22 protein-coding genes are annotated in these 22524 nt (G+C 71.3%); 13 read left to right on the top strand and 9 right to left on the bottom strand.

The annotated features are described in order from the left end of the window. Positions 1–121: 121 nt before the first annotated feature. From rplI to IEY17_RS20585, 5 genes are all read right to left on the bottom strand, one after another. Positions 122–574: a 50S ribosomal protein L9 gene (rplI, locus tag IEY17_RS20605; protein ID WP_188990241.1), complete on the bottom strand. Its 453-nt coding sequence runs from the start codon at positions 572–574 to the stop codon at positions 122–124. Between the two features lie 19 nt (positions 575–593). Then, positions 594–830: a 30S ribosomal protein S18 gene (rpsR, locus tag IEY17_RS20600; RefSeq protein ID WP_093151213.1), complete on the bottom strand. Its 237-nt coding sequence runs from the start codon at positions 828–830 to the stop codon at positions 594–596. Between the two features lie 45 nt (positions 831–875). Further along, positions 876–1349 carry a single-stranded DNA-binding protein gene (locus IEY17_RS20595; protein ID WP_188990240.1) on the bottom strand — a complete coding sequence of 158 codons (474 nt, stop codon included), beginning with the start codon at positions 1347–1349 and terminating at the stop codon, positions 876–878. Positions 1350–1391: 42 nt separating this feature from the next. Then, positions 1392–1730, bottom strand: a complete 339-nt coding sequence (gene rpsF, locus IEY17_RS20590) for a 30S ribosomal protein S6 (protein WP_188990238.1) — start codon at positions 1728–1730, stop codon at positions 1392–1394. 146 nt (positions 1731–1876) lie between these two features. Continuing rightward, positions 1877–2788 (bottom strand): hypothetical protein, encoded by a 912-nt coding sequence (locus IEY17_RS20585; protein ID WP_229680370.1) that lies wholly within the window; start codon positions 2786–2788, stop codon positions 1877–1879. Between the two features lie 186 nt (positions 2789–2974). Between IEY17_RS20585 and IEY17_RS20580 the strand changes: the two genes are divergently transcribed. After that, entirely contained in the window at positions 2975–3742 is a 768-nt protein-coding gene (locus IEY17_RS20580) for a deoxyribonuclease IV (protein ID WP_188990234.1), read from the top strand. A gap of 8 nt (positions 3743–3750) precedes the next feature. After that, complete coding sequence (locus IEY17_RS20575) at positions 3751–5100, top strand: glycosyltransferase family 87 protein (protein WP_188990379.1); 1350 nt, start codon at positions 3751–3753, stop codon at positions 5098–5100. Between the two features lie 39 nt (positions 5101–5139). Here the strand turns inward: IEY17_RS20575 and IEY17_RS20570 are convergent, their stop codons facing one another. Further along, positions 5140–6984, bottom strand: a complete 1845-nt coding sequence (locus IEY17_RS20570) for an acyl-CoA dehydrogenase (RefSeq protein ID WP_188990233.1) — start codon at positions 6982–6984, stop codon at positions 5140–5142. A gap of 251 nt (positions 6985–7235) precedes the next feature. Here IEY17_RS20570 and IEY17_RS20565 point away from each other — a divergent pair, with 251 nt between their 5' ends. The 9 genes from IEY17_RS20565 to IEY17_RS20525 all read left to right on the top strand — a co-directional run bounded on the left by IEY17_RS20565 (position 7236) and on the right by IEY17_RS20525 (position 15382). Then, on the top strand, positions 7236–8198 hold the full coding sequence (locus tag IEY17_RS20565; protein ID WP_188990232.1) for an ATP-binding cassette domain-containing protein: 963 nt from the start codon (positions 7236–7238) through the stop codon (positions 8196–8198). After that, positions 8195–8995 carry an ABC transporter permease gene (locus IEY17_RS20560; protein WP_229680369.1) on the top strand — a complete coding sequence of 267 codons (801 nt, stop codon included), beginning with the start codon at positions 8195–8197 and terminating at the stop codon, positions 8993–8995. Before IEY17_RS20565 ends, IEY17_RS20560 begins: the two co-directional genes overlap by 4 nt. 114 nt (positions 8996–9109) lie before the next feature. After that, on the top strand, positions 9110–9865 hold the full coding sequence (locus tag IEY17_RS20555) for a MerR family transcriptional regulator (protein ID WP_188990231.1): 756 nt from the start codon (positions 9110–9112) through the stop codon (positions 9863–9865). Positions 9866–10065: 200 nt separating this feature from the next. Further along, the gene (locus IEY17_RS20550) at positions 10066–10509 is read left to right on the top strand and encodes a fluoride efflux transporter FluC (protein WP_188990230.1); all 444 of its coding nucleotides are present in this window, start codon (positions 10066–10068) and stop codon (positions 10507–10509) included. Beyond that, on the top strand, positions 10509–10850 hold the full coding sequence (locus tag IEY17_RS20545) for a DUF190 domain-containing protein (RefSeq protein ID WP_188990229.1): 342 nt from the start codon (positions 10509–10511) through the stop codon (positions 10848–10850). Before IEY17_RS20550 ends, IEY17_RS20545 begins: the two co-directional genes overlap by 1 nt. Further along, the gene (crcB, locus tag IEY17_RS20540) at positions 10847–11215 is read left to right on the top strand and encodes a fluoride efflux transporter CrcB (RefSeq protein WP_188990228.1); all 369 of its coding nucleotides are present in this window, start codon (positions 10847–10849) and stop codon (positions 11213–11215) included. Before IEY17_RS20545 ends, crcB begins: the two co-directional genes overlap by 4 nt. Positions 11216–11282: 67 nt before the next feature. After that, positions 11283–11630, top strand: a complete 348-nt coding sequence (locus IEY17_RS20535; RefSeq protein WP_188990227.1) for a cupin domain-containing protein — start codon at positions 11283–11285, stop codon at positions 11628–11630. Beyond that, entirely contained in the window at positions 11630–12988 is a 1359-nt protein-coding gene (locus tag IEY17_RS20530) for an MBL fold metallo-hydrolase (protein WP_188990225.1), read from the top strand. The genes IEY17_RS20535 and IEY17_RS20530 overlap by 1 nt, the downstream gene beginning before the upstream one ends. Before the next feature lie 93 nt (positions 12989–13081). After that, complete coding sequence (locus IEY17_RS20525; RefSeq protein WP_229680368.1) at positions 13082–15382, top strand: ATP-binding protein; 2301 nt, start codon at positions 13082–13084, stop codon at positions 15380–15382. 101 nt (positions 15383–15483) lie between these two features. Here IEY17_RS20525 and IEY17_RS20520 read toward each other — a convergent pair whose 3' ends face one another. Next, complete coding sequence (locus tag IEY17_RS20520; protein ID WP_229680367.1) at positions 15484–15885, bottom strand: hypothetical protein; 402 nt, start codon at positions 15883–15885, stop codon at positions 15484–15486. Between the two features lie 522 nt (positions 15886–16407). On the opposite strand from IEY17_RS20520, the gene IEY17_RS20515 reads away from it, so the two are divergent. Both IEY17_RS20515 and IEY17_RS20510 read left to right on the top strand, forming a co-directional pair. Beyond that, the gene (locus IEY17_RS20515; RefSeq protein ID WP_188990223.1) at positions 16408–18141 is read left to right on the top strand and encodes a hypothetical protein; all 1734 of its coding nucleotides are present in this window, start codon (positions 16408–16410) and stop codon (positions 18139–18141) included. Positions 18142–18443: 302 nt separating this feature from the next. After that, positions 18444–20432, top strand: a complete 1989-nt coding sequence (locus IEY17_RS20510; RefSeq protein WP_188990221.1) for a PhoX family protein — start codon at positions 18444–18446, stop codon at positions 20430–20432. Between the two features lie 18 nt (positions 20433–20450). Here IEY17_RS20510 and IEY17_RS20505 read toward each other — a convergent pair whose 3' ends face one another. After that, positions 20451–21356 (bottom strand): RNA polymerase sigma-70 factor, encoded by a 906-nt coding sequence (locus tag IEY17_RS20505; protein ID WP_188990219.1) that lies wholly within the window; start codon positions 21354–21356, stop codon positions 20451–20453. Further along, the gene (locus IEY17_RS20500; RefSeq protein WP_188990218.1) at positions 21353–22513 is read right to left on the bottom strand and encodes an NAD(P)/FAD-dependent oxidoreductase; all 1161 of its coding nucleotides are present in this window, start codon (positions 22511–22513) and stop codon (positions 21353–21355) included. Before IEY17_RS20500 ends, IEY17_RS20505 begins: the two co-directional genes overlap by 4 nt. Positions 22514–22524 lie beyond the last annotated feature (11 nt).

Raw genomic sequence — 22524 nt, 5'->3', positions numbered from 1 at the left:
GATCAGCCGGGCAGCGCCTCGGTGCATGACCGCGGGTGCCGGTGCCGGACGCAGCATCGTCCACCCCTCACCCGAATGCCGGGGTGGACGATGCTGCGCGTGGAAAACCGGTGCTACCGGGTCACTGCTCGCCGGCGACCCGGACGCTGACCGCGGCGGTCACGTCCGGGTGCAGCTGCACGTCAACGACGTGCTTGCCCAGCGACTTGATGTGGCCGCGCAGGCTGACCATGCGCTTGTCCAGGTTCGGACCGCCGGCCTTGCGAACCGCGGCGACGATGTCACCGGTGGTGACGGAGCCGAACAGCTTGCCCTGCGGGGACACCTTGGCGGTCAGCGTGACCGGGCCAAGGTCGAGCAGCTGCTGCCGGAGCTCGCGGGCGTGCTCGAGGTTGCGGACCCGGCGGGCCTCCTGGACCCGGCGGATCGTCTCGATCTGCTTCTGCGCGCCCTTGGTGGCCACGATGGCCAGGCCGCGCGGCAGCAGGTAGTTGCGCGCGTAACCGTCCTTGACGTCGACGATGTCGCCCGACTCGCCGAGACCGGACACGTCAGCGGTGAGGATGATCTTCACGACGTGGCTCCTTTCCGGGTCAGCGAGCGGTCGAGGTGTAGGGCAGCAGCGCCATCTCGCGGGCGTTCTTCACCGCGATGGCGACGTCGCGCTGGTGCTGGCTGCAGTTGCCGGTCACGCGACGGGCACGAATCTTGCCGCGGTCGGAGATGTACTTCCGCAGCAGCGTCGTGTCCTTGTAGTCGATCTGCGCCGCCTTGTCCTTGCAGAAAACGCAGACCTTCTTCTTCGGCTTGCGCACAGGCGCCTTGGCCATCGGTCTTCCTCCTGAACGAAAAAACTCTTGAGCGTGGTGCCGCGATCAGAACGGCGGCTCGTCGCTGAAGCCGCCACCGGAACCAGCGGGCGGCGCGGAGCCCCACGGGTCGTCGACCGGGCTGCCCGCCGGGCCACCGAAGCCGCTGCCGCCCCGGCTCACCTTGTTGACCTTGGCGGTGGCGTATCGCAGGGACGGCCCGATCTCGTCGACCTCGAGCTCGACGACGGTGCGCTTCTCGCCCTCCTTCGTCTCGAAGGAGCGCTGGCGCAGCCGGCCCTGCACGATCACCCGCATGCCGCGGGTCAGCGACTCGGCCACGTTCTCCGCTGCCTGCCGCCAGATGTTGCAGCGCAGGAAGAGGGCCTCGCCGTCCTTCCACTCGCCGGTCTGGCGGTCGAAGATCCGGGGGGTGGACGCGACCGTGAAGTTCGCGACCGCGGCGCCGGACGGGGTGAACCGCAGCTCCGGGTCGGCGGTGAGGTTGCCGACCACCGTGATTACCGTTTCACCAGCCATGACCTGGGACTCCAGTCTGGTCGTTAGCGGTTCCGGGCCAGGTCAGACGGACGCCTGGGCGCGGGCCTTGGCGGCGCGAGCGGCCTTGCGTGGCTCGGCGACCTTGCGCAGCACCTTGGTCCGCAGGACCGACTCGTTGAGGTTCAGCTGCCGCTCGAGTTCCTTGACGGTGGCCGGCTCGCTGTTGACGTCCAGGACGACGTAGATGCCCTCGGCGTGCTTGTCGATCTCGTACGCCAGCCGGCGGCGGCCCCAGACGTCGACCTTCTCGACGGTGCCACCGTCGTTGCGGACAACGCTGAGGAAGTTCTCCATGGACGGAGCGACGGTGCGCTCGTCCAGGCTCGGGTCCAGGATGACCATGAGCTCGTAATGACGCATGGAGACCACTCACCTCCTGTGGACTCACGGCCACGGACTCTCCGTGGCAGGAGGGTCGTCGCGTCGACGAACTGGACAAGGCTAGCAAGCAGCCCCGACACCGCCGGCAGCGCCCCGCCCTGGCGAGTCGGCGAAAGCGCCCGGATTTACTGGCGGCGGAGGACCCAGCTGCGGATGAGGCCGGCGGTGACCACCGCGAGGGAGATGGCCGCGATGAGCACCGGGGCGGCCACCCGCTCGGTCACCTCGGTGGGCAGGGCCTCGGCCCTGCCGGCGGCGCGGATCTCCTCCTGCTCGCGGGCGCGCTGCTGGCGGGCGAGGTCGCCGAGGTCGGGCGACAGGCCGGGCACCTGGTCGTGGCTGGCCGGCGCCCACGGCGGGACGGCACCGGGCGCGGAGCGCAGGTCGGGCGGCAGGACGCTGATCGCGGCGGGGGCTGCGCTGCTGGGCGCCAGGCCCGGGGTGGGCGTGCTGGGCGGCGCCGCGGGCGGCGGGACAGCGGCCTGGCTGGGCGGGACAGGGGCCTGCCTGCTGGTCGGCGGGGCCGGGGTGTGCTGGGGCGGCGGCGTCGGCCGGGGCTGCTCGGACGTGGGAGGTGACGACGGTGCCTCGGCGGGCTCGGCGCGCACGGTGAGGGCGTTGCCGAGGCTGACGAGGTTGGTGAAGTGCCAGGTCACGGCGTCGACCTTGGCGGCGGGCAGGCCGATCTCGGCCAGCCGCGGACTGGCCGCCTCGGCAATGTCCCGACCCGAGTAGAAGGTGCGGCCCTCGGCCGCGGGCCCGAGCGGGATCGGCGGCAGCGCCGCGAATCGCTGGGCGGCGTCATCGGCAGGGCCGAAGGCCAACGGCATGGCCAGCAGCACCGCGTCCCGGACCTTGGAGTCAAGCGTCGACGGGGCGATCGCGACCAGTTGGCCGACCTCGGCCCGGACGACCGCCAGCGGCTGGTCGACGACCAGGGTGTCGGCGGCGGTCGCGGTGCCGGCCCCGAACAGGGCGCCGGCGGCCATCACGAGCCCCACGAGTCCCGCGGCCACGGTACGGCCGAGCGGCTTCACGAGAGGATTCCGCCTCGATCGATCACCCATGGCTGACCTCCCCGCTGCGGACGCGACGACGATGATCACTGTCTCAAACATCAATAACGCACGAACACCGCCATTGGTGAGACCCGCGCCGCGGTCCCGACAGGTGGGACTCGGCGGCCGGGCCGGGAGTCCACACGCGCCTCTAGACTCGCGGACATGCGTATCGGCGCCCACGTTCGCGATGACGATCCGTTGACCGCCGCCGCGGAGTGCGGTGCGGAGGTCGTGCAGTTCTTCCTGTCGGATCCGCAGGGCTGGAAGGCGCCGAAGCCGCACCCGCTGACCGAGCAGCTGCGCACCAGCGAGCTCGAGGTGTTCATCCACGCGCCGTACACGATCAACGTGGCGTCGCTGAACAACCGGATCCGCATCCCGTCGCGCAAGCAGGTGGTGCAGCAGGCGAAGGCCGCCGCGGCGGTGGGGGCCCGCGGGTTGGTCGTGCACGGCGGGCACGTGACGAAGGACGACGATCCGGCCGAGGGCGTGGCGAACTGGCGCAAGATGTTCGAGCGGCAGGCCACCGAGGGCGGGTTCGAGGTGCCGATCCTGATCGAGAACACCGCGGGCGGGGCGAACGCGATGGCGCGGCGGTTCGACGCGCTGGCCCGGTTGTGGGACGCGGTCGGCGAGTTCGGGGCGGGGTTCTGCCTGGACACCTGCCACGCGCACGCGGCGGGTGAGGAGCTGCTGGGCGTGGTGGACCGGGTGAAGGCGATCACCGGGCGGATCGACCTGGTGCACCTCAACGATTCGCGGGACGAGTTCGGGTCGTCGCGGGACCGGCACGCCAACATCGGGTCGGGGCAGATCGATCCGGACCTGCTGGTGGCGGTGTGCGAGAGCGCCGGGGCACCGGTGGTGGTGGAGACGCCGGCCGAGGGGCAGGCCGCCGACATCGCGTTCCTGCGCAGCAGGGTTTCGTGATCCGCCGGATGCGCCGCGGGCTGACGCTGTCCGGACTGGTCGCGCTGTGCATGTTCACGGCGTTGGCACTGGCGCTGGGGTATGCGAACAAGGCGCGGTGCACGGGACCGGACTTCGACGAGTGGGGACGTTCCGAGCCCGCGTACCAGGAGCGGGCCTACGGCGACGTGTGCTACTCCGACATCCAGAACCTGTGGATCGGTCGGGACATCGATCGGCACGTGTTCCCGTACGTGCACGGGGGGATCACCGCTGACGGGTCGCTGTACGGCGGGGTGGTCGAGTACCCGGTGCTGACCGGGGTGCTGATGTGGCTGGGGGCGCTGTTCGCGCGCACCGATGCGGGTTTCCTGGCGGCGTCGGCGTTGTTGATGGCGCCGTTCGGCCTGGCGGTGGCGTGGTGGTTGGGACGCCTGAGCGGGTGGCGTGCGCTGGTGTGGGCGCTCGGTCCGCCGTTGGTGCTCTACGCGTTCCACAATTGGGATCTGCCGGTGGTGGCGTGCGCGGTGGCCGCGGTTTACGTGGTGCACCGCTGGACCTCGGTGTCGTTGCCGCGGCGCGCGACGGTGGCCTCGGTGTTGTTGGGGCTGGGGTTCGCGCTCAAGCTGTACCCGGCGATCTTCGTGCTGCCGCTGGCGCTGTACGTGTTGACCGGCGGCGCGGAGGGCACGCGGCGGCTGGACGTGCGCGGGGCGTTGCAGGTCGTGGGTGCCGCGGTCGGCACGGCGGTGCTGGTGAACCTGCCGTTCGCGGTGGCGGGGTTCGGCGGGTGGCTGGCGTCGTTCGAGTTCCAGGCGCGGCGGCAGGTGGATGTCAGCACGAACTCGGTGTGGTACTGGGGTTTCCGGCACTGGACCGGGGATGAGGGGTTCCAGGCGGCGATGGGGGTGGTCTCGCCGCTGCTGGTCCTGCTGTCGTTCGCGGTCGCGTGCGCGGTGGGGTGGCTGCGGTACGAGCGCAGCGGGACCTATCCGTGGATCCAGGTGTCGGCGGCGATGTTGTGCGGTTTCCTGCTGCTGCACAAGGTGCATTCGCCGCAGTACACGTTGTGGTTGCTGCCGTTCTTCGTGCTGCTGGCGGTGCGCTGGGGCTGGATCGTGGCGTACCTGGTGGCGGACGCGGCCATGGGCATCAGCATCTTCCGCTGGTTCTACCTGTACATGACCGGTGCGCCCAGCGGCGTCCACGACGGTTTCACCGCGCAGGCATTGATGATCGGCGTGTGGGGGCGGGCCGCGCTGCTGGTCGGCCTGTTCGTCGCGTTCCTGGCCGCCCCCTCCACCGTGGACGACGTCGGTTCCGGCGCACGAGGAACCGGACGGCGCTCGGTGACACCCGCGCCCCAGCCGCTCGGGTGAGGGACACCCGCCTCCTGCAGGGTGCCCCTCACCCGCTCGTCAGAACACGGACTCGTCGAGCTCCATGAGGGAGTTGTCGGCCGCCTCGATGATCGTGCGGCGGGCGGTGAGCTCCGGCAGGACGTTCTTGGCGAAGAACCGGGCCGCGGCCACCTTGCCCTGGTAGAACGGCTGGTCCTTGGCCGACGCACCGCGGTCGAGGGCGGCCAGCGCCACCTCGGCCTGGCGCAGCAGCAGCCAGCCGATCAGCAGGTCGCCCATGCTCATCAGCAGCGTCACCGCGTGCTGGCCGACCTTGTAGATGTTCTTGGCGTCCTCCTGGGAGGAGGTCAGGAACTCGATCATCGTGCCCAGCATGCCCTGCGCGTCCTGCAGCGCCCGGCCGACCAGGGCGCGCTCCTCCTTGAGCCGCTCGTCGGCGCCCTCGGCCTCCAGCGTCGCCTGGATCTCGGCCGCGACGTGCCCCAGGGCCGCGCCGTTGTTGCGCACGATCTTGCGGAAGAAGAAGTCCTGCGCCTGGATCGCCGTGGTGCCCTCGTAGAGGCTGTCGATCTTGGCGTCGCGGATGTACTGCTCGATCGGGTAGTCCTGCAGGTAGCCGGAGCCGCCCAGGGTCTGCAGCGACAGGGTCAGCATCTCGTAGGCGCGCTCGGAGCCGACGCCCTTGACGATCGGCAGCAGCAGGTCGTTGATCTGCTCGGCCTTGCTGAAGTCCTCGCCGGAGTGCTGGGCCTGGGCCACCTGGTCCTGGAAGCTGGCGGTGTAGAGGTACACCGCGCGCAGGCCCTCGACGTACGCCTTCTGCAACATCAGGATGCGGCGCACGTCGGGGTGGTGGGTGATGGTGACGCGCGGGGCGGTCTTGTCCGCGGCGTTGGTGAGGTCGGCGCCCTGCACGCGCTCCTTGGCGTAGTCCAGGGCGTTGAGGTAGCCGGTGGACAGGGTGGCGATGGCCTTGGTGCCGACCATCATCCGGGCGTACTCGATGACCTGGAACATCTGCGCGATGCCGTCGTGCACCTCGCCGAGCAGCCAGCCCTTGGCCGGGATGCCGTGCTGACCGAAGGTCAGCTCGCAGGTGGCCGAGGCGTTGAGGCCCATCTTGTGCTCGACGTTGGTGACGAAGGCGCCGTTGCGCTCGCCAAGCTCACCGGTGTCGGTGTCGAAGAGGAACTTGGGCACCAGGAACAGGCTGAGGCCCTTGGTGCCGGGCTTGCTCTCCACGCCGGGGCCCTCGGGGCGGGCCAGGACCAGGTGCATGATGTTCTCGGTCAGGTCCTGGTCGGCGGAGGTGATGAACCGCTTGACGCCGTCGAGGTGCCAGGAGCCGTCCTCCTGCTTGATGGCCCTGGTACGGCCGGCGCCGACGTCGGAGCCCGCGTCGGGCTCGGTGAGGACCATGGTGGCGCCCCAGCCGCGCTCGATCATCAGCTTGGCCCAGCGGCGCTGCTCCTCGGTGCCGTTGCGCCAGAGGATCGTCGCGAAGCTGGGGCCCGCCATGTACAGGTAGATCGGCGGGTTGGCGCCGAGCACGAGTTCGGCGGCGGCCCACACGACGCTGGGCGGGGTGCCGTAGCCGCCGAGCTCGTCCGGCAGGCTCAGCCGCCACCACTCGCCGTCGACGATCTGCCGGTAGGACTTCTTGATCGCCTCGGGCAGGGTCACCGAGTGGGTCGCGGGGTCGAACTGGGCGGGGTTGCGGTCGCCCTCGACGAAGGACTCGGCCAGCGGACCGGTGGCCAGCTCGTTGAGTTCGGCGAGCACGCCCCGCACGGTGTCCTCGTCGGACTGCTCGAAGGCGCCCCTGCCCAGCTGGTTCTGCACCTTGAACACCTCGAAGAGGTTGAATTCGAGGTCGCGGACGTTGCTCTTGTAGTGGCCCATCGAAAGGCTCCCTCTTGCGCGCTGCTGCGGGCGGGCCCAGCTCGCCGGACGCCCAAGCCCTTACTCGTCGGTAACAAGAGGATATTACCTAGCGGTAACTTCTGCCAAGGCGACTTTGCCCACGCCACCCGCTTGGCGCCGGGTGGCTGGTGTCACTCGGCGCGACGTGGCGGAAATTCAGCGGCGCGCTGTCGGCCCTCACCCCTACAGTTGCGCTGACAAACCCGGCAGAACGCCCGACGGAGGCTCGGATGACCCCGACAGCCGTGCGCGCGGAGGGCCTCGTGAAGACCTTCGGCGACCACCGCGCCCTCGACAGCGTGGACCTGGAGATCCCCACCGGGCAGGTGCTGGGCCTGCTCGGGCCCAACGGCGCCGGCAAGACCACCACCGTGCGCATCCTGACCACGCTGCTCAAACCCGACGCCGGGCGCGCGTTCGTCGCCGGGCACGACGTGCTCGCCGAACCGCAGGCGGTGCGCCGCTCGATCGGTCTCTCCGGCCAGTACGCGGCCGTCGACGAGAACCTCACCGGCTACGAGAACCTCTACATGGTCGCCCGGTTGTACGGCATGTCCCGGGCGGACTCCGCCGCGCGCGCCTGCGAGCTCATCGACCGGTTCCGGCTGCGGGAGGCCGCCGACCGGCCGTCGAAGACCTACTCCGGCGGCATGCGGCGGCGCCTCGACCTGGCCGGTGCCCTGGTGGCCGCGCCCGCGGTCGTGGTGCTCGACGAGCCGACCACCGGCCTCGACCCACGCGGCCGGCTGGACACCTGGAGCGTCATCGGCGAGCTCGTCGCCGACGGCACCACCGTCCTGCTGACCACCCAGTACCTGGAGGAAGCCGACCAGCTGGCCAACACCATCGCGGTCATCGACCGCGGCCGGGTGATCGCCAGCGGCACCGCCGACCAGCTCAAGACCCAGGTCGGCGGGGAACGCCTGGAACTCGTCGTGCAGGACCCGGCGGACCTGCCCGTGGTGACGCGGGTGCTCGGCGACGTCGGCTCCGGAGCACCAGAGCCCCACGAGCAGCTGCGCAAGGTGGTCGTCGCCGTCGACACCGGGCCGAAGGCGCTGGTCGAAGCGCTGCGCCGGCTCGACGTCGAGGGCGTGGCCGTGCACGACGTCGCGCTGCACCGGCCAACCCTGGACGACGTGTTCCTCGGGTTGACCGGTCGGCGCACCGAGGAGCAGGAGGACCGACCGTGACCGCGCTCGCCGCGAGCATGCGCGACAGCAGCGTCGTCGCGTGGCGCAACCTGATGAACATCCGGCGCAACCCGGACATGCTGCTGTCCAGCACCGCCCAGCCGATCATGTTCGTGCTGCTGTTCGCCTACGTCTTCGGCGGCAGCCTTGGCGGCGAGGCGTACCGGGAGTTCCTGATCGCCGGGATCTTCGTACAGACCGTCGCGTTCAACAGCGCGTTCACCGTGATCGGGCTGGCCAACGACCTGAACAAGGGCATCGTGGACCGGTTCCGCTCGCTGCCGATGTCGCGGGTCGCGGTGCTGCTCGGCCGCACCTCGTCGGACCTGGTGGTCAGCGTGCTGACGGTCGTGATCATGTCGCTGTGCGGGCTGGTGGTGGGCTGGCGGATCCGCGGCGGCCTGCTCGACGCGCTGCTGGCGTTCGGCATCCTGCTGCTGTTCTCGTTCGCGATGTCGTGGGTGGGCGCGTTCATCGGGCTGCTCGCCCGCAGCGTCGAGGTGGCGCAGAGCGCCGGGCTGCTGTGGCTGTTCCCGGTCACGTTCGTCTCGTCGGCGTTCGTCCCGGCGGAGTCGATGCCGGGGCCGCTGCGGGTCTTCGCCGAGTGGAACCCGATCACGGTCACCGCGGACGCGCTGCGCCAGCTCTACGGCAACCCGCTGCGGGTCACCGGACCGCTCCCGGACAGCTGGCCGGCGCAGCACGCGGTGCTGTACTCGATCGTCTCCGCCCTGGTGGTGCTGGCGGTCTTCATGCCCCTGGCGGTCGCCCGCTACCGCCGGGTCGCCAGCCGGTGACCCACCCCGCCGGGCGCGGCGTCACCGTCGAGCGGGTGGTGCGCGGTGGGAATTTCGCTTGACCCTCACGTCGCGTGAGGCCGCACGCTCGGAGGCCGAGGAGGTGAGGACCGGATGAACTACTCGGTCGGCGAAGCGGCCCGGATCGCCGGAGTGACGGTGCGGACGCTGCACCACTACGACGAGATCGGCCTGCTGACGCCGAGCAGCCGGACCGCCGCGGGCTACCGCAGCTACTCCGACGAGGACCTGGACCGGTTACGCCGGATCCTGTTCTACCGGGAGTTGGACCTCAGCCTCGACGACATCGCGACCATCCTCGCCGACGGTGACGCCCACGTGCACCTGAAGCGGCAGCGCGAGCTGCTGCTGGGCCGCATCGAGCGGTTGCAGCGGATGGTCGCGGCGCTGGAACGCGAACTGGAGGCGAACTCGATGGGAATCAGGCTGACGCAGGAGGAGAAGTTCGAGGTCTTCGGCGACTTCGACCCCGACGACCACGCCGAGGAGGTCGAACGGCGGTGGGGCAACACCGACGCCTACCGGCAGTCGCAGGAGCGGATGTCCCGCTACACCAAGCAGGACTGGAAGCGGTTCATCGCCGAGCAGAAGGACATCACCCGACGCCTGGCGGAGGCCAAGCGGGCCGGTGCCGCCCCGGACGGTGAGCGGGCGATGGACCTGGCCGAGGAACACCGCCAGCACATCAACCGCTGGTGCTACGACTGCGGCTACGACCTGCACCGCTGCCTCGGCGACCTGTACGTGTCCGACGAGCGCTTCACGGCGCACTACGAGGAGTTCGAACCGGGCCTGGCGGAGTACGTCCGGGCGGCGATCCACGCCAACGCCGTCCGCGCCGCCGCCTGACCGGCACGCGCACCGCGGTGACGGATCGCCCCGCACGAACCCGAGGCGCGTGCGGCGCGGCGCCCGGCAGCTCCGGGACGAGGTTGCGTGGCCCGGGCAGGAGGCCGCGCGTGGCCCCGGCGGCGACCTCGGTGGACATCAGCGCGTCGACTACCCTCGCGGAAGTCACCCGGGGTCGCGGGGTGTCCGAGGGAGGGATCATGAGGTCCGCTTTCCCCGCGGAGCTGCGCGGGGTCCGCACGCCGCGGGCCCGGGCACCGTGGGACGTGCTCGCGGTCGTCGCCGTCGGCGGCGCCATCGGGTCGCTGCTGCGCTACGGGGCGGCGCTCGCGTGGCCGGGACCGTGGTCGACGCTACTGGTCAACGTGGTCGGCTGCCTGGCCGTCGGGGCCCTGATGCACGTCATCACCGAGCTCGTCACCACGCACCGGCTGGTCCGGCCGTTCGTCGGCGTCGGCGTCCTCGGCGGGTTCACCACGTTCTCCACCTACGTCGCCGACGCCGTGCACCTGGTGTTCGACCACCGGCCCGCCCTGGCCCTGGCGTACCTGGTCGGCACCGTGGTGGCCTGCCTCGCCGCCGTGGTCGCGGGCATGGTCGCCGCGCGCGTGGCGTCCCGCGCGTTCCGGCGAGGTGAGCGGTGATGCGGCTGTCCGGGAAAGCGCTGCGCCTGACCGCGATCGTCGGCGAGAACGACACCCACCAACACAAACCGCTGTACCACGAGATCGTCCTGCGGGCCCGGCGGGCGGGGCTCGCCGGGGCGTCGGTGTTCCACGGCGTGGAGGGCTTCGGCGCCTCCTCGGCGATCCACACCGCCCGCCTGCTCTCCCTCAGCGAGGACCTGCCGGTGGCCGTGGTGATCGTCGATGACGAGTCGCGGGTGCGAGCGTTCCTGCCAGAGCTCGACGAGCTGGTCACCGAGGGCCTGGTGCTGCTCGACGAGGTCGAGGTGATCCGCTACGCGGGACGGGAGCCGCGGTGACGTTCGCACTGGTCGCGCTGGGCGGGGCGATGGGCGCCTGCCTGCGGTTTCTCACCGACCGCTGGGTCCAGGCCAGGCACGACACCGGGTTCCCCTGGGGCACGCTGGTGGTCAACGCCGTCGGCTCGTTGCTGCTGGGCCTGCTCACCGGCGCCACGCTGTTCGGCGCCCCGGCACCGACCGCGCTCGTCGGCGTCGGCTTCTGCGGCGCCCTGACCACCTTCAGTACCTTCGGCTACGAGAGCGTCCGGCTGCTCACCGACGGCGCGCGCCTGTTCGCGGTGCTCAACGTGGTCGGCTCGGTGCTGGCCGGGCTCGGGTCCGGTGCGGTCGGCGTGGTGCTGGCCGCGGCGATCTGGGGTTGAGCCGTCGCGCTGCCCCGGGCCACGCGCAGCGGGAGAATCGCGGCATGGCAGGGGGGAGGGAAACCTCATGAGCGACACCACGATCATCAAGGTGGACGGCGCGCACTCGCCGCGCGGCGCACTGGGACAGTACTACCTGGCCGAAGGGGTCGGGCTGGCCATGCGGCTGTGGCGGGACGAACCGCCGGGCATCGACAAGCCGTCCACGACGCGGGACTACGAGACCGCGGGCTACGTGATCAGCGGCCGCGCCGAACTGCACAGCGAGGGCCAGACGGTGGTGCTGGAGCCGGGCGACTCGTGGGTGATCCCGAAGGGTGCCGAGCACCACTACAAGATCCTGGAGACATTCACCGCCGTGGAGGCCACGCACCCGCCGGCGCAGGTCCACGGCCGCGACGAGAAGTCGAGCTGATGCCCGCAGTGGAGGTCATCGAGACCTCGTCGCTCGGTGACCGTAGCTACCTGGTCAGCGACGGCGAGGTCGCCGCCGTGGTGGATCCGCAGCGCGACGTGGACCGGATCTTCGCCGCGGCGGGCAGGTCGGGCGTGCGGATCACGCACGTGCTGGAGACCCACATCCACAACGACTATGTGTCGGGCGGCCTGGAGCTGAGCCGGTTGACCGGCGCGGAGTACGGGGTGGCCGCGGCCGACCGGGTGTCCTTCGCGCGACGACCGCTGCTGGAGGGCGACGTGGTGGTCGTGTCGCCGGCGTTGCGGTTGCGCGTGCTGGCCACCCCCGGGCACACCTTCCACCACCTGTCGTACGTGCTGGAGGACGCCCGGGGCGCGGTCGGGGTGTTCACCGGCGGGTCGCTGCTGTTCGGCACGACCGGCCGCCCCGATCTGCTCGGCCAGCACCACAGCGTGGAACTGGCCCGGCACCAGCACGCGTCGGTGCGCAAGCTCGCCGCCGTGCTGCCCGACCACGCCGAGGTGTGGCCGACGCACGGGTTCGGCAGCTTCTGCTCGGCGGGGTCGGTGTCCGGCCGGGCGGCCACCGTGGGCCAGCAGAAGAAGGTCAACGCCGTGTTCCGGCTCGACGAGGACGAGTTCGTCGAGCAGACCCTGAGGTCGCTGGACGCCTATCCCGCGTACTACGCGCACATCGGTCCCCGGAACCGGGCCGGGCCGGAGCCGGTGGACCTGCGGAAACCGGAGCGGGTGCGGCCGAGGGAGCTCGTGCGGCGGCTGCGGGACGGCGAGTGGGTGGTGGACCTGCGGTCGCGGCAGGCGTTCTCCCGGGCGCACCTGGCCGGGGCGGTCAGCCTGGGCCTGGACGGCCCGCTGGCGACCTGGCTGGGTTGGGTGATCGACTGGGGTTCGCCGCTGACGCTGATCGGCGAGACGCCGGAGCAGGTCGCGGCGGGGCAGCGGGAACTGGTGCGCATCGGTGTCGAGGGCGTCCGGTCCGCGGTCGGCCCACCGCACGACCTCGCGGCGGATCCGAGCCTGGTGCGTAACCTGCCGCGCGCCACGTTCGGCGATCTCGCCGAGGCCGGGCCGGGAACGGTGGTGCTGGACGTGCGGCTGCGCCGCGAGTGGCGCAGGCGCCACATCCGCAACGCCGTGCACATCCCGCTCTTCCAACTGCGCGAGCGGGCCGATGAGCTCGGCGACGGGGTGGTGTGGGTGCATTGCAGCGCCGGATACCGCGCGGCGTTCGCCGCTTCGCTGCTGGCCCGCACCGGCCGCGAGGTGGTGTTCGTCGACGAGGAGGACTTCACCGCCGCGCGCGACGCCGGACTGCCGCTGGTCACCGACCTCTAGCCGGGACCGCGGGACCTTCATCGATCTGGGCAGCCGGCTGATCCGGCCTACACTCACAGAAACCAGAGCGCTAGGCGAGTGCGGGTGGTCGCCATGGCACGCCGGCGGGTGGGCAGGCTCCCCGACGACCTGACGAGTTTCGTTGGCCGCCGTGGGGCCATCACGCAGGTCAAGAAGCTGGTGTCGGATTCCCGGCTGGTGACCCTGACCGGGATGGCCGGGGTCGGCAAGTCCCGGTTGGCGCTCCGCGTCGCGCGGGACCTGCGGCGTGCCTTCCCCGACGGCGTCTGGCTCGTGGAGCTGGCGCGGGTGCTGGAGTCGGACGGGCTGGCGCGCGTCGTGCAGGACGGTCTGGGGCTGCGGGACCGGCAGACCTCGTTGCCGGAGCAGGACCTCGCCGAGCAGGTGACCGACAAGCGGATGCTGGTCGTGCTGGACGGCTGCGAGCACCTGGTGGCCTCCTGCGGGCCGCTGGTCCGGGATCTGCTGGCCGCCGCACCCGAGGTGCGGGTGCTGGCCACCTCCCGGAGGCCGCTGGCGATCGCCGGTGAACGGGTGTGGCAGGTGCCGCCGATGCTCATGCCGCGCGTGGATCGGCGGGGCCGGGTGGTGCACAAGGCCATCGGCTACGAGGCGGTGGAGCTGTTCGCCGACCGGGCCGCCGCCGTGCTGCCCGACTTCGCGGTGACCTCCGCCAACGAGGAACTCGTGGTGCGGTTGTGCCAGCAGCTGGACGGTCTGCCGCTGGCGATCGAGCTGGCCGCGGTGTGGATGCGGACGCTGTCGGTGGCGGAGATCCTCGACCGCCTCACCGACCCCTACCGCCTGCTGACCCTCGGCGACCGCAGTGCCCTGCCGCACCACCGCAGCCTGCGCGCGGCGATCGAGTGGAGCCACAACCTGTGCTCGCCGCGGGAAAAGGTCCTGTGGGCGCGGTTGTCAGTGTTCTCCGGCGGGTTCGACCTGGAGGCGGCCGAGGCGGTGTGCGTCGGCGACGGGGTGAGCGCCGACGACGTGTTCCTCGGCGTCGCCGGGCTGGTGGAGAAGTCGGTGCTGGCCAAGGAGGAGCAACACGACGGGCCCACCCGCTACCGGCTGCTGAAGACGATCCAGGAGTTCGGCCGGGAGCGGCTCGGCGGCGGAGCCGGAGAGTTGGCGCTGCGGCGCCGCCACCGCGACCACTACCTGATGCTCGCCGAGCACCTGGACGCCGAGTGGCTCGGCCCGCACCAGGTGGAGTGGCTGGCCCGGCTGCACCAGGACCGCGAGAACCTGTGGGGCGCCCTGGAGTTCTGCCGCACCGAGCCCGACGAGAGCCACGAGGGCCTGCGGATGGCGGCGGCGCTGCGGTTCTTCTGGGTGGCCGGTGGATCGCTGCGGGAAGGCCGCTACTGGCTGGACGAGGCGCTGGCCGTGTCGGTGCAACCCGGGCAGCAGCGGGCTCGGGCGCTGGCGGTGGCCGGCCTCATCCGCGTCCTGCTCGGGGACACCGAAGCCGCCGCCGAGCTGATCGGAGAGGCCCGCGCCGTGGCCGAGCAGGTGGGGGCCGACACGGTGGTGGCGGTGCTGCCGCACATCGCGGCGATGCTGGAGCTGGGCCGCAATGATCACGATGCCGCGGCGGAGCTGCTGGGCGAGGCGCTGGCCGGCGGGGAACTCGTGCGGCATGACGGGATCGCGCTGCTGAGCCTGCCGAGCATGGCGCTGGCGTCGGTGTTCCGCGGCGACAACGCGCAGGCGGTGCAGTACTGCGAGGAGTGCCTGGAGATCTGCGACGAGCACGGCGAGCTGTGGTGCCGCTCGTGGGCCGAGCTGCTGCTCGGGCTGGCCTGCTGGCGTCAGGGCGACCACCCCGCGGCCATCGCGCACCTGCGGGAGTGCCTGCGGCTGAAGAACCTGTTCACCGACACGATCGGCATGCTGATCGCCGTCGAGGTGATCGCCTGGGTGGAAGCCGCGCGGGGGCGCGCGGCGCGCGCGGCGCGGTTGCTCACCGCGGTGGCCCAGCTGTGGCGACCGCTGGGCAGCTACCTGTTCGGCGTGGCGCAGTACCGCGCCTGGCACGAGGAAGCCGAGGCGCGCGTGCGCCGCAAGCTGTCCGCAGCGGACCTGCGGCAGGCGCAGCAGCGCGGCGCGGAGTACACAATGGACGAACTGGTGCGCCTGGTGCTCGGCGAGAGCCGCCCGGAGCGCCCGCCCGATGCGGCGGTGCAGCTGACACCTCGCGAGCGCGAGGTGGCGCAGCTGGTGGCGCAGGGCCTGTCGAACCGCCAGATCGCGGAGCGGCTGGTGATCTCCAAGCGCACCTCGGACAGCCACATCGAGCACATCCTGGCGAAGCTGGGAGCAACCTCCCGAGCCCAGATCGCGGTGTGGGTGGCCGAACAATCCTGACCACCCCACCGGGGTGCGCTCGCACGACGGCCGAGGCCCGGCCCGCCGGCGCAGCCGGTGATCACGCAGCGCAGTTCCGGGGGGTGTCGGGTCGCCGGGGGTCAGGCGGTGGCGCGGAGGGTCGCCTCGGCGCAGGCCCGGCGGGTGGCTGAGACGACGACCTGCCACGGCGGGACCGGGCGGTCCGCTCGGTCGACCCAGCGCGCGTCGTCCGGCGGTGGCAGCTCCAGGCGGGTGCCGGGGGCCACGACGCGCACGTCGCGGAGGTCCGCCGGCAGGTCGCGGCGACCGTCGGCCTGGGTGAACAGGACCCAGTCGGTGCCGTCGACGAGCACCGGGCCGGCCTGCAGGTGGATGGTGAGCACCCGGTGGACCCGGGCGGCGAGTTCAGCCGGCATACGCAGAGCACTGACGCGTCCGCCGACGATGAGGGTGGTGCGATCGGTACGGGGGTCGTGGTCGACCCACCATCCGTAGGAGCGGTACTGGGCGCTGGTGTTCATGGTCTTGGGGGGTAGACGGGCCGGTTGTCGGAAGGGGCGGGGGCATACGTCAGCGAGGTGGGTGTGGCGGCGTCCGGTGCCGCCTCGTCGGACGGGTGGCACCCACCTCGCTGCTGGGAGGGCCGGACAACAAGCAGCTGGGGCGATTGCTGCTGCCCGGTCGCTGAGAGCAACCTCCTCCCCTCTTCTGTTTCGAATGGCGACTGAAGCTCCCGGCGGCCGCTCCGCACCGGGTCGGCGGGGTGGGCCGCGACCGACTCGGTGGGGTCGCTGTCGGACCGCCAGGTTCCAGTCTGGTCGCGGAGTCCGCGGCGCTGCGTTCTCCGGACGTGTCGAAAGCATGGACCAAAGCCCCTGGTGGGGGGAGCGGGGCATGTACCGATACACATACCTATGTCCGCAGCACAATCACCCATTTGGGGGTCCCGACACACGTGCAGAAGTCGCAGTCGGTTACCCCGGATCGGCCCGCGGACTCCCTACCCTCAACGCAGTCCAAACACCTGAGCGAGGGGAGCGATCATGCGCACGGTCTTCATCCACGGCGAGGTGGAGCGGTTCGACGCGGTCCGCGGCGAGCTGATCGAGCGCTTCACCCGCGCGCGGCCGGGTCCGGAGTACGCCGAGCTTCTCGCCTGCCTGCTGGACGACAAGTTCGGCCGGGACGGCCTGCTGGCGTGGTGGAGCGAGGAGGAGCTGGAGCGGTTTCTGGTGGAGGTGGTGCCGCGCCGTCTGGTGCTGCCCCGGTGGTCGGCGGCCCGCGACTTCCTGCACGACTGGCTGGGCTTTCTGGCCGACGAGGGCCTGCTGACCTCGCCGGACCCGCTGGCGCGGCTGCACGACGCGGTCGAGCGGGCGGTGCCGGACTTCCTGGCGGCAATGGCCGAACCGAGCGCGTGGGGGCTGGAGAAGTTCTGGCGCACCACGATGTGCGAGCTGGGCGTGCCCCCGGGGGATGCGCCGGCCGTCACCGCCTTCTTCACGTCGGTGGACGCGGGCGAGGTGGAGGTGGACGGCGAGCTGCTCGAGGAGATCGAGGCCCGGGAGGCGAATGGCCTGGACCAGCCGGCGCTGTGGCTACCACCGGTGGAGCTCGCCGAGGAGGAACCGCACCGGACCGTCGCGGCGCGCGCCCCGATCGTCGAGCGGATGCGCACCGTGCTGGCCTGGGTCGGTACCGGGCGCGATCCGTCCGATGTGGACGAGCTGGCGGCGGCGCTGGGGCTCGGCGCGGACGAGGCCGATCTGCTGCTGGAGTGGGCCGAACGCGCGGGGCTGGTCCGCTCGGCGGGCGACCTGCTGGTGCCGACGCTCGTCGCCGAGCCGCTGCTGGCGGAGCCGGAGGTGCTGTGGATGCGGCTGTGGCAGCGGTTCGTGCTGGTGGACGACGTGTTCCGGGAGCAGTTGGCCGAGCTCGGTGACGAGGAGGATGCGCTGCCGGAGATCGTGCAGGCGGCGTTGAGCGTGCTGTACGGGCGGACCGACGCGGTGCCGGTGGACCTGGTGGTGAGCGTGGCCTGCGATCTGCTGGGCGGTGACGTGGACCGCGAGGTGGTGGCCGGGGTGCTGCGCCGGGTGCTGGCGCAGTGGGAGGCGATGCTGGCGGTGCGCGGCTTCGAGTCGCCGGAGCACGGCCGGGTGGTGGAGTTGCTGCCCGCGGGCGTGTGGGCGGCACGGGAGTCGTTGCGCGCCTTCGGGTTCCGGGTGCCCGCAGTGGATGATCTCGTGCCTTGCCCGGCGGAGCTGCTGGCGGTGGTGCTGCTCGACACGCCACCGGACGTGCAGAAGATCATGGTGCCGTTGTGGATCGACCACCGGGGGACGGCGCAGGCGGCCGCGGAGCTGACCGCCCTGCTGCGCCGCGTTGACGACCCGTCGATCCGCCTGGCGGCGCTGGCGCTGCTGGAGCACACCGGCCCGGACGGCGAGGCTGCGGTGCGGGACCTGGCGGAGCACCCGGTGGCCGGGCCGGCCGCGCGCGTCTGGTTGCAGTCGAGGCCCGGCAACGCGGAGACGCTCGTGCGCCCCGGCGACGAGCTGCGGTTCGCGCTGGACGGCATGGCCGCCGCGATCGAGGAGGACACCACGGCGTTCGTGGCGGAGTTCGCGCAGCGGCCGGACGCGGAGCAACTGGAGCTGATCTCCGACATCGCGGGCACCGAGCACAGCAGCGCGGCGGCGGTGCTCGCAACACTCGCCGACGGCCACCCAGACGAGCGCATGGCAACCGCAGCGGAGTCCGCCATAAGCCCCTGACACCAGGGCGACCTGCCCATTTCAGGCAAATGCGGAAACACCCCACCGGGTGACGAACTCCCAGCTTTGGAGCATCAAAATCGGGAGGCTTCCGGGCCGGGGAGGTACTCGTCGGGAGTCCCGCCGGGGCAGGTGCAGAGGGGGCACCGGGGTCACAACACCGCTGGACAACCTGGGCAATGCGTTTCGGGGCCTGTTGGGAAGAACTTTGCGAGAATTCGCCTCGGTCTTGCAAGGTGTTCACTCTTCGTTGATCGTGCCTTACGCTCCATTCCATTTCTCGATCACCTTGGGAGGTTGGGGTGGCACCACAACCGGGCGAACGTCGACTGCTGCCGCTGCTGTCGGGCGCGCGGGCGCGGGTGACCTGCCGGTACCGCTGCGGCGACCAGTGCGCCGAACACCCACCGAACCCGTCGGCGAATCCGTACTTCGGTGACGTGCTGCAGAAGGTGCTGGACCGGCGTGGGTTGCTGCGCGCCGGCGCGGTCGTCGCGGCCTCCGCCGCGGTGCTGCCCGCGCTCGGCTCCCGCCCCGCCGCCGCGGCCGGTCGCCCACCGGGCCTCGACTTCACGCCGGTGCAGCCCAACAGCCTGGACGCGGTGGTCGTGCCGGAGGGCTTCCAGCAGCAGGTGGTGATCCGCTGGGGCGACCCGATCCTGCCCGGTGCGCCGGAGTTCGACTTCGACAACCAGACCCCGGAGGCGCAGGAGCGGCAGTTCGGCTACAACAACGACTTCTGTGCGCTGCTGCCGCTGGACGGCAACCGGCGGCTGATGGTGAACAACCACGAGTACACCTCCGAGGAGTTCCTGTTCCGCGGCTACGACCCGGACAACCCCACCGAGCAGCAGGTTCGGGTGGCGTGGGCCGCGCACGGGCTTTCCGTCGTGGTGCTGGAAACCGGCGACGGCGCGCCGAAGGTCGTGCTGGACCGGTTGAACCGGCGAATCACGTTGAACACGCCATTCGAGCTGCGCGGCCCGGCGGCCGGCAGCGACCTGCTGAAAACCTCGGCCGACCCGACGGGCACGCGGTCGTTCGGCACGATGAACAACTGCTCCGGCGGCGTGACCCCGTGGGGCACGATTTTGTCCGGCGAGGAGAACATCCACTTCTACTTCGCCCACGCCGACCAGGTCACCGACCCGGTGACGCAGCAGCGGCTGGCCCGCTACGGCATCAAGGGCGGGGCCACCGAACGCAAGTGGGAGCGCTTCGACTCCCGCTGGGACCTCACCCAGCAGGTCAACGAGCCGAACCGGTTCGGCTGGATCATCGAGGTCGACCCCTACGACCCGGAGTCGACGCCGGTCAAGCACACGGCGCTGGGCCGCTTCAAGCACGAGGGCGCCAACATCCGCGTCGCCGACGACGGCCGCGTGGTGGCATACCTGGGCGACGACGAGAAGTTCGAGTACGTCTACCGGTTCGTCTCCGACGGGCGGATGAAGCCGGGCCGCAGCGCGCACGCCCGGCGGCACAACATGTCGTTGCTGGACTCGGGCACCCTCTACGTCGCGAAGTTCACCGGCGACAGCCCGGGCGAGATCGACGGCACCGGCACGCTGCCCGCCGACGGCGAGTTCGACGGGGTCGGCGAGTGGATCCCGCTGGCGCACAACGACACGAGTTTCGTGCCGGGGATGACCGCCGAGGAGGTCTACGTCTTCACGCGGCTGGCCGCCGACCAGGTCGGGGCCACGAAGATGGACCGCCCGGAGGACGTGCAGCCGCACCCCAAGACCGGCCGCGTCTACTGCGCGCTGACGAACAACTCCGATCGCGGTGCACCGGGCAAGGCCGGTGCCGACGAGGCGAACCCGCGCAACAGCAACAAGCACGGCCAGGTGCTGGAGCTGGACGACGACCCGGCGGGCACCCGCTTCGCCTGGCGGCTGCTGCTGGTCTGCGGTGACCCGAAGGACCCGGCCACCTACTTCGGCGGGTTCGACAAGTCCCAGGTCAGCCCGATTTCGTGCCCGGACAACGTGGCGTTCGACCGGCACGGCAACCTGTGGATCACCACGGATTCATCGGGGGCGCTGGGGACGAACGACGGCCTCTACGCGGTGCCCCTGGAAGGCCCGGAACGCGGCCATGTCATGCAGTTCCTCAGCGTTCCGCGCGGGGCGGAAGCCTGCGGCCCGGTCATCGAGGACGGCCTGGTCATGGTGTCGGCCCAGCACCCGGGTGAGGTCGACGGGGCCAGTGCGGACAACCCGGTCTCCCACTGGCCGGACGGCGGCGACTCCCAGCCCCGCCCCTCGGTGGTGGCGGTCTGGCGCTGACGTCCCGGGCCCCTCGTTCTACCGGTCCGGCCTGATGGGGTGAATGATGCGGGTGGCGACGGACCGGAGCTTGTCGGGGTTGGCGACGTTGTGGATGGCGGTGATCCTGCCGCGCTCGTCGAGGTCGAGGCTGAGCGTGGCGATCACCCGCCCAGCACCGCTGAACACGACGCCCGGGGCGCCGTTGAGGTCGACCACTTCGGCGGCCATGTCGGCGGGTGCGATGCCCTGGTACGGGCGGGTCGCGACGCCCGCGAACCAGGCGGCCACCCGCTCCGCGCCGATGACCGGGCGCATGGCCTGGCGCACCTTGCCGCCGCCATCCGTCCACAGCGTGACGTCGGGCGCGAGCAGTTCCATCAGGGTGTTGATGTCGCCGCCAGCGGCGGCGGCGACAAACTGCTCGGTGACCTCCCGTTGCCGGGCGCGGTCGACGTGGAAGCGGGGCCGCCGCGAGTGCACGTGCTCGCGAGCGCGGCGTGCGGCTTGGCGAACCGCGTCCTCGGAGCGCGCGACGGCGTCGGCGATCTCGGCGTAGGTGAAGCCGAAGGCTTCCTTCAGGACGAACACCGCGCGCTCCAGCGGGCTCAGGGTTTCCAGCACCACCAGCAGCGCCAGGGACACCGACTCCGCGGTGGTGACGTCGTCGGCGGTGTCGGCGCTGGTGAGGATCGGTTCGGGCAGCCACGGGCCGACGTAGGTCTCGCGCCTGGCCTGGGCCGAGCGCAGCCGGTCCATGGCCACGTTCGACACGATCCGCACCAGGTACGCCCTGGGGTCGGCGACCTGGGACCGGTCGGCCGCCGACCACTTCACCCAGGTGTCCTGCACCGCGTCCTCGGCATCGGCGGCGGTGCCGAGGATGCGGTAGGCCACCGAGAACAGCAGGTTGCGGTGTTCCCGGAACGGGTCGGGGCCGGTCATCGGGTGTATCGGCCGCCACGGCGCCAGGCGAACGAACCCGACGACGGCATCGTTCGCATCCACCGGAGCGACGGCCAGAACGCTGAGCTCACCGTCTCCTTGTACCAGGCGGCCGACCGACCGGTGAGGCACCACCGCCTGGGGGAGTTGTCGGGGCGAGTGAACTGCACGACCGCGTCGCGGCGGCCCAGGCTCACCGGGATGTGGATGTAGCCGAACCGGAACGCCTTGGGCCGCTTGCCGTTCAGCTCTCGCACGATCGACGCCGCGGCGTGCACGCCGGTCGGTATGCCGCTCTGGCAGGTGCCGTGCAGGATGCCGTAGCCCTGCCGGATCGCCGCCGCGTCGCCGATGGCGTAGACCTGCGGGTGCGACACCGACCGCAACGCGGCATCGGTGACGATGCGCCCCCGCTCATCGACCTCCAGTCCGGCCGCCGCGGCCAACGGCGACACCCGGACCCCGCTGGTCCACAGCACCAACTCCGCCGCGACGCTCTCGCCGCCTGCGAGGTGCACCGAGTCCGGCAGCACCTTGACGATCTCGACACCGCTGCGCACCCGAACCCGCAACCGTTCCAGCGCCGCATCCAGGTGTGCCTTGGCGTTCGACCCCAACATGTGCCCGGGTTCGCTCCGCCCCAGCAGCACGACGTCGAGCTCCGGGTGCTGCTCGGCGATCTCGGCCGCGGCTTCGACGCCGGTCAGCCCGCTGCCGCACACCGCGACGGTTCCGGTGCCGAGCTCGCCCAGCCGCCGCGCCAGCAGTTCGGCTCCGCCGGCGCTGTCGAGGGTGTGGGCGTGGTGGTCGACGCCGGGGACGGCGGCCGTGTCGGTCACCGCACCCAGCGCGTAGACCAGCGTGTCGTAGGCCAGAACGCGTTCGTCGTCAACGCGGACGGTCTGCGCGGCGGCGTCGATGCCGGTGACCCAACCGCACACCAGCTCCACCCCCGTACCTTCGAGCAGTTCCGGGATACGCAGGTCGGCCAGCCGCTGCCCGGATGCGACCTGATGCAGCCGCAGCCGCTCGGTGAACCGCTCGCCCGCGTTGACCACCGTGATCCGCACGTCCTGGCCGCGCCTGGTGCGAGCCGCCAGACTCACCGCCGCCGTCAACCCCGCATACCCAGCACCGAGAACGACGATCTCGTGCATTGCCGTGTCCT

Source organism: Saccharopolyspora thermophila (genome assembly GCF_014646075.1).
GTDB lineage: Bacteria > Actinomycetota > Actinomycetes > Mycobacteriales > Pseudonocardiaceae > Saccharopolyspora > Saccharopolyspora thermophila.
The sequence above is the reverse complement of the archived record's forward strand: the minus strand, read 5'-3'. Positions and strand labels throughout refer to the sequence as shown.

Coding starts and splice junctions, on each gene's coding strand:
- IEY17_RS20550 (WP_188990230.1), top strand. CDS start 10,066: ATGAGGTCCGCTTTCCCCGCGGAGCTGCGCGGGGTCCGCACGCCGCGG.
- IEY17_RS20575 (WP_188990379.1), top strand. CDS start 3,751: ATGCGCCGCGGGCTGACGCTGTCCGGACTGGTCGCGCTGTGCATGTTC.
- IEY17_RS20535 (WP_188990227.1), top strand. CDS start 11,283: ATGAGCGACACCACGATCATCAAGGTGGACGGCGCGCACTCGCCGCGC.
- IEY17_RS20525 (WP_229680368.1), top strand. CDS start 13,082: ATGGCACGCCGGCGGGTGGGCAGGCTCCCCGACGACCTGACGAGTTTC.
- IEY17_RS20555 (WP_188990231.1), top strand. CDS start 9,110: ATGAACTACTCGGTCGGCGAAGCGGCCCGGATCGCCGGAGTGACGGTG.
- IEY17_RS20520 (WP_229680367.1), bottom strand. CDS start 15,885: ATGAACACCAGCGCCCAGTACCGCTCCTACGGATGGTGGGTCGACCAC.
- rpsR (WP_093151213.1), bottom strand. CDS start 830: ATGGCCAAGGCGCCTGTGCGCAAGCCGAAGAAGAAGGTCTGCGTTTTC.
- rpsF (WP_188990238.1), bottom strand. CDS start 1,730: ATGCGTCATTACGAGCTCATGGTCATCCTGGACCCGAGCCTGGACGAG.
- IEY17_RS20505 (WP_188990219.1), bottom strand. CDS start 21,356: ATGACCGGCCCCGACCCGTTCCGGGAACACCGCAACCTGCTGTTCTCG.
- IEY17_RS20570 (WP_188990233.1), bottom strand. CDS start 6,984: ATGGGCCACTACAAGAGCAACGTCCGCGACCTCGAATTCAACCTCTTC.
- IEY17_RS20595 (WP_188990240.1), bottom strand. CDS start 1,349: ATGGCTGGTGAAACGGTAATCACGGTGGTCGGCAACCTCACCGCCGAC.
- IEY17_RS20530 (WP_188990225.1), top strand. CDS start 11,630: ATGCCCGCAGTGGAGGTCATCGAGACCTCGTCGCTCGGTGACCGTAGC.
- IEY17_RS20580 (WP_188990234.1), top strand. CDS start 2,975: ATGCGTATCGGCGCCCACGTTCGCGATGACGATCCGTTGACCGCCGCC.
- IEY17_RS20515 (WP_188990223.1), top strand. CDS start 16,408: ATGCGCACGGTCTTCATCCACGGCGAGGTGGAGCGGTTCGACGCGGTC.
- IEY17_RS20565 (WP_188990232.1), top strand. CDS start 7,236: ATGACCCCGACAGCCGTGCGCGCGGAGGGCCTCGTGAAGACCTTCGGC.
- IEY17_RS20545 (WP_188990229.1), top strand. CDS start 10,509: ATGCGGCTGTCCGGGAAAGCGCTGCGCCTGACCGCGATCGTCGGCGAG.
- IEY17_RS20500 (WP_188990218.1), bottom strand. CDS start 22,513: ATGCACGAGATCGTCGTTCTCGGTGCTGGGTATGCGGGGTTGACGGCG.